The organism is Eubacterium uniforme (assembly GCF_900167115.1).
Lineage (GTDB): Bacteria > Bacillota > Clostridia > Lachnospirales > Lachnospiraceae > Eubacterium_S > Eubacterium_S uniforme.
Genome location: NZ_FUXZ01000002.1, coordinates 347,079 through 361,127 on the forward strand (window position 1 = coordinate 347,079; position 14,049 = coordinate 361,127).

The 14,049-nt window shown below is 34.2% G+C and carries 14 protein-coding genes; all 14 read right to left on the reverse strand.

The features are described 5' to 3' along the window. Positions 1-67 precede the first annotated feature (67 nt). Positions 68-1,516, reverse strand: coding sequence for an aminoacyl-histidine dipeptidase (locus tag B5D16_RS01440; RefSeq protein WP_078765168.1), 1,449 nt, complete (start codon positions 1,514-1,516; stop codon positions 68-70). 63 nt (positions 1,517-1,579) lie between these two features. Next, a complete protein-coding gene (locus B5D16_RS01445; RefSeq protein WP_143405009.1) occupies positions 1,580-2,281 on the reverse strand; it encodes a vacuolar family H+-ATPase subunit H in 702 nt (233 codons plus the stop codon). A 21-nt stretch (positions 2,282-2,302) separates the two neighbouring features. Beyond that, positions 2,303-2,779: a pantetheine-phosphate adenylyltransferase gene (gene coaD, locus B5D16_RS01450; protein WP_078765169.1), complete on the reverse strand. Its 477-nt coding sequence runs from the start codon at positions 2,777-2,779 to the stop codon at positions 2,303-2,305. Positions 2,780-2,797: 18 nt separating this feature from the next. After that, complete coding sequence (gene rsmD, locus B5D16_RS01455; protein ID WP_078765170.1) at positions 2,798-3,355, reverse strand: 16S rRNA (guanine(966)-N(2))-methyltransferase RsmD; 558 nt, start codon at positions 3,353-3,355, stop codon at positions 2,798-2,800. Between the two features lie 84 nt (positions 3,356-3,439). Further along, positions 3,440-4,564: a 30S ribosomal protein S1 gene (gene rpsA / locus B5D16_RS01460; protein ID WP_078765171.1), complete on the reverse strand. Its 1,125-nt coding sequence runs from the start codon at positions 4,562-4,564 to the stop codon at positions 3,440-3,442. After that, the gene (gene ispH, locus B5D16_RS01465) at positions 4,545-5,396 is read right to left on the reverse strand and encodes a 4-hydroxy-3-methylbut-2-enyl diphosphate reductase (RefSeq protein WP_078765172.1); all 852 of its coding nucleotides are present in this window, start codon (positions 5,394-5,396) and stop codon (positions 4,545-4,547) included. The genes rpsA and ispH overlap by 20 nt, the downstream gene beginning before the upstream one ends. Positions 5,397-5,413: 17 nt before the next feature. Continuing rightward, positions 5,414-5,539 carry a hypothetical protein gene (locus B5D16_RS12695; RefSeq protein ID WP_278286345.1) on the reverse strand — a complete coding sequence of 42 codons (126 nt, stop codon included), beginning with the start codon at positions 5,537-5,539 and terminating at the stop codon, positions 5,414-5,416. Between the two features lie 18 nt (positions 5,540-5,557). Further along, positions 5,558-6,214 carry a (d)CMP kinase gene (gene cmk / locus B5D16_RS01470; RefSeq protein ID WP_078765173.1) on the reverse strand — a complete coding sequence of 219 codons (657 nt, stop codon included), beginning with the start codon at positions 6,212-6,214 and terminating at the stop codon, positions 5,558-5,560. 100 nt (positions 6,215-6,314) lie between these two features. After that, a complete protein-coding gene (locus B5D16_RS01475; RefSeq protein WP_278286346.1) occupies positions 6,315-7,586 on the reverse strand; it encodes a BaiN/RdsA family NAD(P)/FAD-dependent oxidoreductase in 1,272 nt (423 codons plus the stop codon). 125 nt (positions 7,587-7,711) lie between these two features. Further along, on the reverse strand, positions 7,712-9,133 hold the full coding sequence (locus B5D16_RS01480) for an oxaloacetate decarboxylase subunit alpha (protein ID WP_078765174.1): 1,422 nt from the start codon (positions 9,131-9,133) through the stop codon (positions 7,712-7,714). 86 nt (positions 9,134-9,219) lie between these two features. Further along, the gene (locus B5D16_RS01485) at positions 9,220-10,347 is read right to left on the reverse strand and encodes a sodium ion-translocating decarboxylase subunit beta (protein ID WP_078765175.1); all 1,128 of its coding nucleotides are present in this window, start codon (positions 10,345-10,347) and stop codon (positions 9,220-9,222) included. A gap of 36 nt (positions 10,348-10,383) precedes the next feature. Beyond that, complete coding sequence (locus B5D16_RS01490) at positions 10,384-10,749, reverse strand: biotin/lipoyl-containing protein (protein WP_078765176.1); 366 nt, start codon at positions 10,747-10,749, stop codon at positions 10,384-10,386. A gap of 15 nt (positions 10,750-10,764) precedes the next feature. Then, positions 10,765-11,604: an OadG family protein gene (locus B5D16_RS01495; RefSeq protein WP_078765177.1), complete on the reverse strand. Its 840-nt coding sequence runs from the start codon at positions 11,602-11,604 to the stop codon at positions 10,765-10,767. 15 nt (positions 11,605-11,619) lie between these two features. Further along, positions 11,620-13,041, reverse strand: a complete 1,422-nt coding sequence (locus tag B5D16_RS01500; RefSeq protein WP_143405010.1) for an acyl-CoA carboxylase subunit beta — start codon at positions 13,039-13,041, stop codon at positions 11,620-11,622. Positions 13,042-14,049: the final 1,008 nt, after the last annotated feature.

Consider the following 14,049-nt stretch of genomic DNA (forward strand, 5'->3'; position numbering starts at 1 on the left):
CAAGAATATATTTATAAAACCAAAACAATCAACATATATTTTTAATATCTAATAAATACATTAACGATTACTTAATCTTCTTTAAAACTTCAGTTAAATATTTAAATGTTTTCTCCGTAGAAGAAATACTTAGTCTTTCTTTAGATGTATGAATATCTCTCATATTTGGTCCTATTGAAACAATATCAAAATCTGGACGCATATCAGCAAAATATCCACATTCAAGACCAGCATGAATTACAACAGCTTCAGGTTTTACCTTAAATATATCTTCATAAACTTCTATCATAGTTTTTCTAAGTTTAGAATCCTTTTTATATGCCCATGCAGGATAATCACCTGATACATCAATCTTACCATTCATCATTTCACAAAGCATAATAATTTTATTTGCAATCATTATCTTCTTTGAATAAATAGAGCTACGTACAGAAGCTTCCATGTGAAGATTTCCACCCTCTAATGAAAAAATACCAAGATTTGAAGATGTTTCAACTAATCCCTTAATATCATTTGACATTGCAGCAACTCCATTTGGTAAAAGATTAAGCAAAAATAAAACTTTCTGTAAATCCTTAGGATTAATAACATCCCTAACAACACTCATTTCAACTTCAAATTTTAATTTCAAGTTTGAATCTTCTTCACAAGCTTCATTTCTTAATAACTTTTCATAATCCTCTAAAAACTTAGTAATGTCATCTATATCATCTATATTACAGATTATGGTTGCATTTGCTAAAAGCGGAATAACATTATCCTTATTACCACCTTTAAGAGATGCAATCTTAACATCAAATTCATAAGATAAATCGTTAAGTACACGAGCAAGCGTAATGGTTGCATTCATACGTCCCTTATCAATTTCAGCACCAGAATGCCCGCCACATAAACCGCTTAAAGTAATTGTAGCTTCGATTCCTTCAACTGAAACCATATCAACATCCATATCATTAGATATGGTCATACCGCCTGCACAACCTACCCAAATTTTGCCATCTTCCTCACTATCAAGATTTATAAGATATTTCCCCTTAAGATTAGATACATCTAATCCCTTAGCACCAAGTAATCCAATTTCTTCATCAACTGTAAATATACATTCAAGATTAGGTGCATCATAATCACCTTCTAAAATTGCAAGCATATAAGCAACAGCAATGCCATCATCACCACCAAGTGTAGTTTTATTTGCATATAACCAGTCACCATCTATCTGTAAGTCCAAGCCATCCTTTGTAAAATCATGATTTGAATCAGCATCTTTTTCGCAAACCATATCAACATGGCCTTGTAAAATAACGCCTTCATCACTCTCTCTGCCACTAGTAGCTTTCTTTGAAATGATTACATTTCCAAGTTCGTCAACGCTATACTCTAAACCATTTTCTTTTGCAAATTCAACCAAAAAGTCTGTCATACCTTTTGTGTTACCAGACCCTCTTGGAATATCACTTATCTTTTCAAAATAATAAAATACTCTTTGCTCATCAAAATTTTTATATAAATCTTTCATTTCTACCATCCTCATTTAAACATAATAAAAAGCTGTTGTGATCAACAGCTTTTTATTATTTATTTAGAATTCATCTTCTTCATCTTCCTCAAGGTCTAGATCAACTGTGTAATCACGATATTCACTTGAAGGCACGCCTCTAAGTTCTTTTCTATTAACATCAACTGTTCTATATGAACTCTTCAATGAATCTAATACTCTTTCTCTTGAACCAGCTAAAGTATCAACTGCATCCTCTGTAGTCTGAGTAACTGCCTTAATTGCATTCTCTCTGGCAGCTGATAAAGCATTAAGCGCATTACCTGACTTCGCTTCAAAATCTGAAATACTAGCCTGTAAGTACTTCTGAACATTTACTAATAATTCATCAGTATAAGCAACTGCGCTTTCCTTGATACCATTAGCTTCAGCCTGTGCATCATTAAGAATCTTCTTAGCTTCCTCACGAGCCTGGATAACATACTGATCAGCTTCTTCCTGAGCTCTCTGCATAATTTCATGTTCGCTAACAAGTTCAGTAATATGAGCTGTTGCTTCAGCAATCATAGCCTCTGATTTTTCTTTTGCATCAGAAAGAATAGCCTCTTTATTAGCAATAATCTTCTGATATTTTTTTATTTCATCAGGCATCTTAAGACGAAGTTCTGTTAATAATTCCTCCATCTCATCCTTATTTACAATAAGCTTAGTCTGTGATAGTGGCTGAAATTTACAACTATCCATATAATCTTCTATTTCAGTAATAATCTGTTCAATCTGACTCATAATAAAACTACCTCTCTATATCTATTTGTATTTTTCATAAACTTTAGAAATTATACTCTCTGGAACAAATTTATCTATATTCCCACCGAATTTAGCAATTTCCCTAACACTACTTGAACTAAGATATGAATATTCAACATCAGTTGTAAAGAATACAGTATCAATATTATGCGATAACGCTTTATTAGTCTGCGCCATCTGTAATTCATATTCAAAATCAGTAATGGCTCTAAGGCCTCTAACTATTGTATTAACACCACATTCATTAGCAAAATCAACTAAAAGTCCTTCAAAATACAATATTTTAACATTCTCAATATGAGATGTTACTTCTTCTAACATACTTACTCTTTCTGAAACAGAAAATAAAGGTTTCTTACTGTCATTCTTTAAAACAGCAACTATTACTTCATCAAATGTTTCAGCTGCTCTCTCGATAATACTTAGATGTCCAAGTGTAACCGGATCAAAACTACCCGGATAAATTGCTTTTGTCATATCATCCTCAAATCCATACTAATTATCCTTACAGATAAAAGTATGTTTATTAGTTTTATATACTTTTTCTTTATAGATGTGCATACCCAAATTTCCAATATATGAAAGGTCTGTTTCATTAGAAGATTCAACAATTATTATGGAATCATTATTAATCAGACTACTACTAGATAAAACTTCTAAGACACTTTTCTCTAATTCCTTATTATAAGGCGGGTCCATAAAAACAATATCGAAAACTTCACCATTACTCTCAAGTGATTTTATTGCTGCTATAACATCCATAGGCAAAATAACAGCATTATCACCAAGCTTAGTAAAATCCAAATTATCTTTAATACAAGATAAGGCATTTCTGCTTTTTTCAACAAATACACACTTATCTGCACCCCTGCTTAATGCTTCTATGCCAATTGCACCACTACCGCTGAAAAGATCTAAAAACTTTGAATATGGTACATCAGCATTTAAAACATTAAAGAGCGTTTCCTTTGTTTTATCCGTCGTTGGTCTTACATCCATACCCGGAACCGTTTTTAAATTAAGATGTCTTGCGCTTCCGGCTATAACTCTCATAACTGTCTCCACATCTATTAGCAAAAAGCAAGCCTATAAAAGCTTGCTTTTACTATTATATTTTAATTATTATTTATACAATTCTTATGCTTCTGTATCTTCAGTAACTTCCTCAGCTACTTCTGTAACTTCTTCAGCTGCTTCTTCTGTTTTTTCAGGAGCTGGAAGTAAAGCCTTAATTGAAAGAGAAATCTTTTCTTCTTCAACGTTAAGATCTACAACCTGTGCTTCAATCTCCTGACCAACTTTTAATACATCAGCTGGTTTATTTACATGTTCATATGAAATCTGTGAAACATGAAGTAATGCATCAACACCTGGTTCAAGTTCAATAAATGCACCAAAATCTGTCATTCTAGCAACTTTACCTTTAACTACATTACCAACTGCATACTTTTCATCAGCATTAAGCCATGGATTTGAATCCTCAAACTTAAGTGAAAGTGCAATCTTTTCACCATTGATTTCTTTAATAAATGTCTTAATCTTATCTCCAGCCTTGAAGACTTTCTTAGGGTTACCAATTCTTCCCCAAGACATTTCTGAAATATGAAGTAATCCATCAGCTCCTCCGATATCAACAAATGCACCAAAATCAGTAACATTCTTAATTGTACCTTCGATAGTCTGACCTTCCTTAATAGTCTCAAATAATTTCTTCTTAGCTTCTTCTTTAGCAGCACTTACCAACTGCTTTCTATCACCAATAATTCTTCTCTTCTTAGGATTGAATTCTGTAATAACAAATTCTACTTCCTGTCCATCGTATACTGATAAATCTTTTTCATATACATCTGAAACAAGGCTTGCTGGAATGAATACTCTAGCTTCACCAACAACTACGTTAAGTCCGCCACTTACTACCTGAGCAACTTTACCCTTTAAAACTTCCTTATTTTCGAAAGCTTCTTCTAATACCTTGTTGCCTTTTTCAGCAGCTAATCTCTTATATGTTAATAAAACCTGACCTTCGCCATCATTAACCTTTAAGATCTTAACTTCAAGCTTATCTCCTTCTTTGAGGACTGTTGTAAGATCTACAGGCTCATTAGAATACTCACCGCGTGTGAGGATACCATCAGCCTTATAGCCGATATTAAGAGCAGCCTCTTCAGGATTTACTGTAATAACAGTACCTTCTACAACCTCTCCTCTACTAATTGTTTTTAATGATTCCTCTAACATTTGTTCAAAACTTACTTCTGACATGGGTTTGAACCTCCTCGATAATATTATTTGGGGTAGACGCCCCTGCAGTGATACCTACGCTACCAATTGATTTAAGGTCATTCAAATCCAAATCAACAAGTTCCTGTATGTAGTACGTATTTTCACATTGGCTTTTGCATATTTCAAATAATTTTTGAGTATTTGAACTGTGCTTTCCACCGATTACGATCATTGCGTCCACGTTTTTAGCGATTTGCATAGCTTCTTCCTGTCTAACATGAGTAGCATTACAAATCGTATTTAAACAACTTATATCATATCGCTTTTTGGAAATTTTTTCAACTAAATATTCAAATTTCTTGTAATTAAATGTAGTTTGGGCAACGATAAATATTTTTTCACCTTCAGCCGCTTCAAAATTATCAGCCTCATCTTCTGTTTTAATGATGGAAACGGGACCATTTGACCATCCCTTAATGCCACAAACTTCTGGGTGATTTTTATCTCCAATTATAACAATATGCTTTCCTTCGTCACTTGCAGTACTAACTGCATTATGAATCTTCTTAACAAATGGACATGTTGCATCAATCACTTCGTGACCACATGCCTTGATTGTCTCATACTCATCTCTCGAAACACCATGGGATCTAATTACTACTGTACCTTTATCTACATTCTTAGCATCATCAAGATTTTCAATAATCTTAACTCCCTTGCTTTCTAAATCAGAAACCACGTTTTCATTATGAATAATTGGTCCATATGTATAAATGTTTTCAACGCCCTTATTAATTAAATCATAAACTGTATCAACTGCTTTTTTAACACCAAAGCAGAAACCAGCACTCTTAGCTACATAAACTTCCATATTTTTCCTACCAATAATTATTTCTTAAGCTTTGATATTACTAATGCAATACCTGCAACAACCATAAATATAAATGTTGTGCTCTCAGCTCCTGAACTTGCTGCATCCTCAGCACTTTCAGCTAACAAAAATAACAAATCCACCGTTTTATCTCCTTATCTCTACTTTTTTGTATAATCAATAATAGTAGTTACAACTTCTTCAATAGTCATATTTGAAGAATCTACTAAAATTGCATCTTCAGCCTGGGTAAGTGGTGAAATTTCTCTATGAGAATCATTATAATCTCTAGCAACAATATCTTCCTCAATAACCTTAATGTCTGGATTTTCACCTTTTGCTACTAATTCATCATATCTTCTCTTTGCTCTAGTTTCCACTGAAGCTGTAAGGTAAATTTTTAGATCAGCATTTGGTAATACTGAAGTACCAATATCTCTACCATCCATAACAACATCATTAGTAGCTGCAAGTTCTTTCTGAAGAACTGTAAGCTTTTCTCTAACCTTTCCATAAACAGCAATCTTAGATGTATTCTTTCCAACTTCTTCCTTTCTGATTTCAGTTGAAACATCCTCGCCATTAAGGAGTACTATCTGACTACCATCCTTATATGCAATTTTAACATCTGCCTTATCTGTAGTCGCTGTTACTGCAGCTTCATCTGTTACATCAACGCCTGCACGTAAACAAGATAAAGCCATTGCTCTATACATTGCTCCTGTATCAACATAAATAAAACCTAATCTCTTAGATACTTCCTTCGCTATAGTACTTTTTCCTGCGCCTGCAGGTCCATCAATTGCAATATTATACATATTATGCCTCCTATATATTTCTTTATATTTTCATCATTTATAAATGCTATTAAATATCTAAATAATAATAACAAATAACTCTGAACCCAGAGTCAATCTACTACCAGGCTTTCAAATTTATACCACATGCATATCCGCTTGACCAGGCAATTTGTAAATTATATCCACCTGTTGTAGCATCAACATCTAAAACTTCACCTATAAAATAAAGTCCCTTAACTTTCTTTGATTCAAAAGTTTTTGGATTAACTTCTTTTACATTGATTCCACCCTTCGTAATAATGGCTTCATCAAAACTTCTGAGTCCTACAACTGTAAATTCAAGATTCTTAATAACATTTACAAGGTTTTGTCTTTCTTCAGCCGTAATAACATTAACCTTTTTATATGGATCAATGCCACTTCTTTTAACAATTACCGGGATCATCTTCTTAGGCAGCAAATCATCTAAGGAATTATTAAAATTCTTATTAGTATATTTTTCAAAATCCTTCAGAATTCTTTTATCCAATGTATCAAAATCAAGTGCTGGCTTTAAATCAATGTATAACTTTGTATTATCCTTGATTCTACCAGAAATCAAACTACTTGCAGATAGTATTATCGGACCACTAACACCAAAATGAGTAAAAAGCATCTCTCCAGTTTCACTAGAAACTTCCTTACCATCAATCGTAAACTTAGCATTTACATTCTTTAGAGAAAGTCCCTGCATTGCCCTTGCATCCTCTTCCCTAAGAATAACAGGAACAAGTGCTGGCCTTGGTTTAACAACATCAACGCCAAATTCCTCAGCCCATTTATAACCATCGCCATCCGAACCTGTAACCGGATAAGAAAGACCACCTGTTGCAATAATAAGAGCATCACCTTTTAGCGTCGATTTATCTGACAAACTAACCTCAGCAAATGCACTCTCATAACAACTCTTTTTATCTGTCACATCTTCATCAGAAATCTTTCTGGTCTTTATATCAACAACCTTAGTATTAAGTAAAACCTCAATTCCAAGTTCTCGAATCTTTTTAGTTAAAGCTTTTATAATGTCAGATGATTTATCGCTTTCAGGAAAAACTCTGTTACCTCTTTCAACCTTAGTCTTAACTCCTTCACTTTCGAAAAATTCAATGACATCAAAGTTATTATATTCATAAAAGGCGCTATACATAAACTTAGGATTAGATAAAATATGTGCTCTAATATCATCCATATCACCAGCATTAGTCACATTACATCTACCCTTACCGGTTATAAATAGCTTCTTACCTAATTTTTCATTTTTCTCAATAATGGTTACCTCATTGCCATTAAGCGCAGCTGCAATCGCAGCCATCATTCCAGCAGGTCCACCACCCACAACTAAAACTTTCACTCTCGTTTTCCTCTATATCATTTTCTATAACAAAACAACATCTATATTTTACCACATTCAATGGTTTTTGTCATAAGATATATTAATAAAAAAGCCATGTAGTTTAACTACATGGCTTTTGTTATCTAAACTGGATATGCTCCGTTTTCTTTGTCTGCTACTGTGTTATCAACACCTGTCTGCTGAGCTTTTCTATATTCGAAGAACTCTTTAGCAACCTGTGGGAATAACGCATATGTAAGTACATCTTCATCCTGCTGTTTGTACTGAGCAACTTCCTTTTCAAATTTTGGAAGTGATGGCTCGATTAAATCAGCTGGTCTGCATGTGATAGCCTTTGTATCACCAATGCACTTCTTCTGTACTTCTTTATCAAATGGCTTAACTGTCTGACCATACTTACCTGAAAGTAAGTCCTTAGCCTGCTGGTTAACCATCTTATATCTTTCACCCATAACAACATTAAGAACTGCCTGAGTACCAACAATCTGACTTGAAGGTGTAACAAGAGGTGGTTCACCGAAGTCTTTTCTTACTCTTGGAACTTCCTCTAACACTTCATCAAATTTATCTTCAGCGCCCATTTCACTAAGCTGTGAAACAAGGTTTGATAACATACCACCAGGTACCTGGTATAAAAGTGTATTGATATTAACACCCATAACCTTTGGATTAAGCAATCCGCTAGCAAGGCATTCTTCTCTATATGGCTTGAAATAATCTGCGATTTCCTTAAGAAGCTTCTGATCAAGGCCTGTATCATAAGGTGTACCCTTAAATGTCTCAACTAAAACTTCTGTTGCAGGCTGTGATGTTCCCATTGAGAATGGTGAAATTGCTGTATCAATAATATCACAACCAGCTTCAACAGCCTTAAGATATGTCATAGCGCCAACACCTGATGTGTAATGTGTATGAAGATCAATTGGAAGGTCTGTTCCTTCTTTAAGAGCACTAACAAGTTCTGTTGCCTTGTATGGTGTAAGAAGACCTGCCATATCCTTAATACAAAGTGATGAAGCACCCATCTCTTCGATTCTCTTAGCTGTATCTTTCCAATAATCTAATGTATAAGCATCACCAAGTGTATATGATAATGCAATCTGAGCATGACCCTTTTCTTTATTAGCAGCCTTAACAGCTGTTTCTAAGTTTCTAAGGTCATTTAAGCAGTCGAAAATTCTGATGATGTCGATACCATTTGCTAATGATTTCTGAACGAAATATTCAACTACATCATCTGAGTAATGACTATATCCTAAGATGTTCTGTCCTCTGAATAACATCTGTAGTTTTGTATTCTTGAAACCATCACGAAGTTTTCTAAGTCTTTCCCATGGATCTTCCTTAAGAAAACGAAGTGATGCATCGAATGTAGCACCGCCCCAGCACTCTACTGCATGATAACCAACTTTATCCATTGTATCGATAATTGGAAGCATTTCTTCTGTTGGCATTCTTGTAGCAATAAGAGACTGATGAGCATCTCTAAGAATTGTTTCTGTTATCTTTACAGGTCTCTTAACCTGAGTATTCTCATTTGCCATTTCTTTCTCCTTTATCTATTAACCAAATTAAACTACTTTTCATGCAAGCATGAAAGTATTTTGATTTATTACATTTTTATATCATTTTATACTATTCCAAAGATAGCCATGAATGTACCAGCTGCTACAGCTGTACCAATAACTCCGGCTACGTTAGGACCCATAGCGTGCATAAGTAAGAAGTTTGTAGGATCTGCTTCAGAACCAACCTGCTGTGATACTCTTGCTGCCATTGGTACGGCAGAAACACCTGCTGAACCAATAAGTGGGTTAATCTTACCACCTGTTACAGCACACATAATCTTACCAAATATAACACCTGCAGCTGTACCAACCGCAAAGGCAACAAGACCTAATATAACGATCTTAATTGTACTAATGTTAAGGAATGATTCAGCCGAAGTTGTAGCACCTACTGATGTACCAAGAATAATAACTACGATGTACATAAGTGCATTACTTGCTGTTTCAGTAAGCTGTTTAACAACACCTGATTCTCTGAATAAGTTACCAAGCATAAGCATACCAACAAGTGGTGCTGTAGTTGGGAGAATCATAACTACTACGATTGTAACAACGATTGGGAATAAGATTCTTTCAAGTTTTGAAACAGGACGAAGCTGTTCCATCTTGATTTTTCTTTCCTTCTCAGTTGTAAGTAACTTCATAATAGGTGGCTGAATAATTGGAACTAATGCCATATATGAATAAGCTGCTACGGCAATAGGACCCATCAAGTCAGTCTGACCTAATTTACCTGCAAGGAAGATTGATGTAGGACCATCTGCACCACCGATAATTGAAATAGCAGCTGCTGCCTTACCACCAAATCCCATGAAAATTGCTAAGAAATATGCTCCATAAATACCAAACTGAGCTGCAGCACCTAAAAGAAAACTCTTAGGGTTTGCAATAAGTGGACCAAAGTCTGTCATCGCACCAACTCCAAGGAAAATAAGAGAAGGTAAGATACTCCATTCATCTAATAAATAGAAGTAATGAAGAAGACCTGTATCTGACATGATATCTGGATACATATTTACTAAAAGCATACCAAATGAAATTGGAACCAAAAGTAATGGTTCATATTCTTTTTTAATCGCTAAATATAAGAAGATACATGCAACTGCAATCATAATGAAGTTGCCGACAGTCAAGTTAAAGAACGCTGTCTGGTGTATCAAATTACTTAGTGTATCTTTAATGTAATCCATTTTATCCTCCGTTATTAATACGAGTATTAATTATTATTAATTAAGTGTTGCAAGTACACTACCTGCTTCTACAGAATCACCTGTATTAGCATTGATTGATGCGATTGTACCATCTTCTGGAGCAACAATATCGTTTTCCATCTTCATAGCTTCAAGAACCATGATTACATCACCCTTGCTAACTGACTGACCAACTGAAGCCTTAACTGATAAAATTTTACCTGGCATTGGTGAGTTAACTTTTACACTACCTTCGCTTCCTGAAGCTGCAGCCTTAGGAGCTGCCTTAGGAGCTACTACTGGTGCGCTCTTTACAGGAGCTGTTGGCATTGCTACGCCAGCACCTTCTTCTACTGTTACATCATAAACATTACCATTAACTGTAATTGTATAATTTTTCATTTATGTATCCTCCAATTATCTAATCTTTCTGATAGATCTTACAACGAAGCTGCCAGGATCTGCACTACCCTCACTAGCAGCAATTGCTGCAGCAATTACAGCTATAAGTTCGTTATCATCTGTCTGTGTTTCAACAACAGCAGGTGCACTATCAATTTTTTCGATTTCTTTTGCATTTTCTGTTTTGATTTTATTTGCTTCTTTCTCTTTAGCCATTGTTTCAATCTTATTAATAATCTTAAACAATGAAATAATGAAAGCAATAAGGATAAGTACTGCGAAAACTGTACCCATACCAAGTAAAGTATTCATACCAGCCTTATTAATTGTCTCTTTAAATGAGTATTCAGGTTCAAATGTAATACTCTTTATTTCAGTTTCTTTATCTTCATCAACTGAGAGCTGTACTTTAACTTTACAATCTCTTTTAGCATATTTTACTTTTAATGTAGCTAAATATAAGTTCTTTCTATCTTCAGTATATACAATCTTTCCACTTGCTTTTTTTAATGTACCAAGTTCTTTTGAAGAACCTTCATATGACTTCATTGCATCAACAAAAGGTTTATAAGACTTATCTTTTTCAGCATTCTTTTCTGCAGACTTGATATTTTTCTTTAAATCTGAATATTCCAAGTTTGAAAGGTTTTCTACATATGAACGTATAAATGATTCAAAATTTTCTTTGTAAAGAATTTCACCAGCCTGAACTTCTTCAGCAGTTAAATCATCTGCTCTTAATCCTGGGAAACTTACTTCCTTAGGCTGACCGATTTTCTTAATATCTTTTACACTACAACTTGTTAAAGAAAGAACACAAATAAGCATAACAACACAGCTTAATACTTTTCTCATAATGTTCCTCCTAAATTAAATTGTTCCGTGTTTTCTACTTGGAGTAGTATCTAATTTTGAACTAAGCATTTCAAATGCTCCGATTAAATATTTTCTTGTTTCAGCTGGATCGATAATTGTATCAACATATCCTCTAGCTGCAGCTGATTCAACATTAAGCTGTAACTTAGCATAATCTGCTTCAACTGTTGCAGCATCACAATCCTTAGCAATAATCTCTGAAGCACTCTTAGCATCCATACAGCCAATCTGTGCATCCGGATAAGCGTAAACCATATCAGCGCCTAATCCCTTGCTATTCATTACAACATAGGCACTTCCAAGAGCCTTACCTGTAATAAGATTTACTTTAGGAACTGTTGCACCAGCAAATGCAAATGCAAGTTTTGAAGAAGCTTTAGCAATCTTCTTTTCACTACATTCACAAGCCATAAATCCATCTGTATTTGTTATTGATAAAACAGGAATATTGAAAGCATCACAGAAATTAATAAAATCAGCAGCTTTTACACAACCCTTGCTTGATAATTTACCACCGCAGTTGCATACTACTTCACCGTTTTCATCATATTTTTTGTTTCTATTTGCTACAACACCGATTGTTGCACCATTAAGTTTGATAAATGCTGTAGCCATGTTACCAGCATATTCACTCTTAAGTTCACAAACAACACCATTATCAGCAATCTGAGCAAGGAAAAGAGCTGGATCATCAATAGAACCCTCAATTCCTGATACTAATCTGTTAAGATCATCGTTACATGCATCAACAGCTTCATCATCATTGTTAACTGGAAGTATTGATACAAGATTTCTAAGATTAGCAATTACTTCAGCTTCACTACCAACAAAATCAACATTGTCAGTATTCTTAGCCTGATATTTTGCACTAGCTGTATCACACTTTTCTGTGTAATTTCCAGGAAGTGCGTTAGGTGAATTAACAAATAGCTTTGCATCTTCATCAACATATGTGAAATCTGACATAGAAGCTAAAATAGCAAGGCTACCTCCACAATTACCGAAAACTCCTGTTACCATAGGAACAACACCTGAAGCATCAGACATTGTCTTATAGATTTCTCCAAGAGCATTAAGTGCATCTGAAGATTCCTGTAATCTAACACCATTGCTATCAATAAGACCTACAATAGGTGCACCCATTAAAATAGCTTTGTCAATTAGATTAACAATCTTCTTTGCATGCATCTCGCCGATTGTTCCACCAAGTACACTAACGTCCTGGCTGTAGACATATACTAATCTACCATCAACAAGACCAAATCCGGTAATAACTCCATCACTAGGAGCGTCGATACCTTGCATGTTAAAATCAGTTGTTCTAGCTTTTACCATACCACCGATTTCTACAAAACTGTTGTCATCGAGGAAAGATTCAATTCTTTCTCGTGCTGACATTTTCTGTGTAGTACTCATCATTAGTCCTCCATAAATTTACTTAATATAGTATAGGCAAAACCCGCCTTACATTTATATTTTTTAATTGGTAAATTTTTGTCAATATAAACCTGACAAAAATCCCAATTTCTTCCAAATATATAATATAACTAAATAATGCAAATATCAAGAGAAATATAATATTTGTCATAATGTATATTATCAGTTAGTTTAAAGTTTAAGCGTTATACGAATTTATCTTTTCTATCTTGGACTCAGCTCTCGCACGGTGCGGGCTACCCCTAGCCACACTAAGTTCGAAAGATATATTTTTGACGTTAATAATTTTATTTACTTTGATAAGACAAGTCTTATCTTATAAAAAAGTAGAAGGCATTACTTAGAATGTAAACATTCACGCAATTCTTCTACTTTTTTATAACATAACGCTTCGCGTTATGAAGATAAATAAAATTCTTAACAAAATATAACTTTCTCACTAAGTGTAGAGACCCGCAACGGTCCCAGATAGAAAAATAAAATTCTCCTAATGCTTAAACTTTAAACTAACTGATAATATTCTATTAAAAATTATAAATAATACATTATTTTATAAATTGATAACAAGATACGTATTTATATACGTGAGAAAACAATTTGAGTTTTCCGTTAAAAATTTAGTTTAAGGTTTGGCATATTTTTCAAACGCGTAGAACGTGTTTGAGCAGCGATAGCTGCGAGTTTTCGGAGCGTTTAGAAAAATGCCAAGGACGAAAACTAAATTTAGGAAACACTCAACCGTTTTCGATGTATATAAAACGTATCTTGTTATCGTCATTATACCAGCAACGTATAATATACATTATGACTAACAAAAGAACCAGCATAGGCTGGTTCTTTTGTTATGGGTCGTGACCCTGTTGAGCTCGCGAAGCGTGCGAAATATAAACCACCCGCTATGCGGGTGAGCGATATATGTTATACAAAAAATCACCTTCCCTTTATAATATAGATGTTCAAGCTATCTTATAAAGAAAGGAAGGTGAT

Bases quoted from the DNA above. Each gene is read 5' to 3' on its own strand.
- B5D16_RS01485 (WP_078765175.1), bottom strand. From the start codon at position 10,347: ATGGATTACATTAAAGATACACTAAGTAATTTGATACACCAGACAGCG.
- B5D16_RS01490 (WP_078765176.1), bottom strand. From the start codon at position 10,749: ATGAAAAATTATACAATTACAGTTAATGGTAATGTTTATGATGTAACA.
- B5D16_RS01495 (WP_078765177.1), bottom strand. From the start codon at position 11,604: ATGAGAAAAGTATTAAGCTGTGTTGTTATGCTTATTTGTGTTCTTTCT.
- B5D16_RS01500 (WP_143405010.1), bottom strand. From the start codon at position 13,041: ATGAGTACTACACAGAAAATGTCAGCACGAGAAAGAATTGAATCTTTC.
- ispH (WP_078765172.1), bottom strand. From the start codon at position 5,396: ATGGAAGTTTATGTAGCTAAGAGTGCTGGTTTCTGCTTTGGTGTTAAA.
- rpsA (WP_078765171.1), bottom strand. From the start codon at position 4,564: ATGTCAGAAGTAAGTTTTGAACAAATGTTAGAGGAATCATTAAAAACA.
- cmk (WP_078765173.1), bottom strand. From the start codon at position 6,214: ATGTATAATATTGCAATTGATGGACCTGCAGGCGCAGGAAAAAGTACT.
- B5D16_RS01440 (WP_078765168.1), bottom strand. From the start codon at position 1,516: ATGAAAGATTTATATAAAAATTTTGATGAGCAAAGAGTATTTTATTAT.
- B5D16_RS01445 (WP_143405009.1), bottom strand. From the start codon at position 2,281: ATGAGTCAGATTGAACAGATTATTACTGAAATAGAAGATTATATGGAT.
- coaD (WP_078765169.1), bottom strand. From the start codon at position 2,779: ATGACAAAAGCAATTTATCCGGGTAGTTTTGATCCGGTTACACTTGGA.
- rsmD (WP_078765170.1), bottom strand. From the start codon at position 3,355: ATGAGAGTTATAGCCGGAAGCGCAAGACATCTTAATTTAAAAACGGTT.
- B5D16_RS01480 (WP_078765174.1), bottom strand. From the start codon at position 9,133: ATGGCAAATGAGAATACTCAGGTTAAGAGACCTGTAAAGATAACAGAA.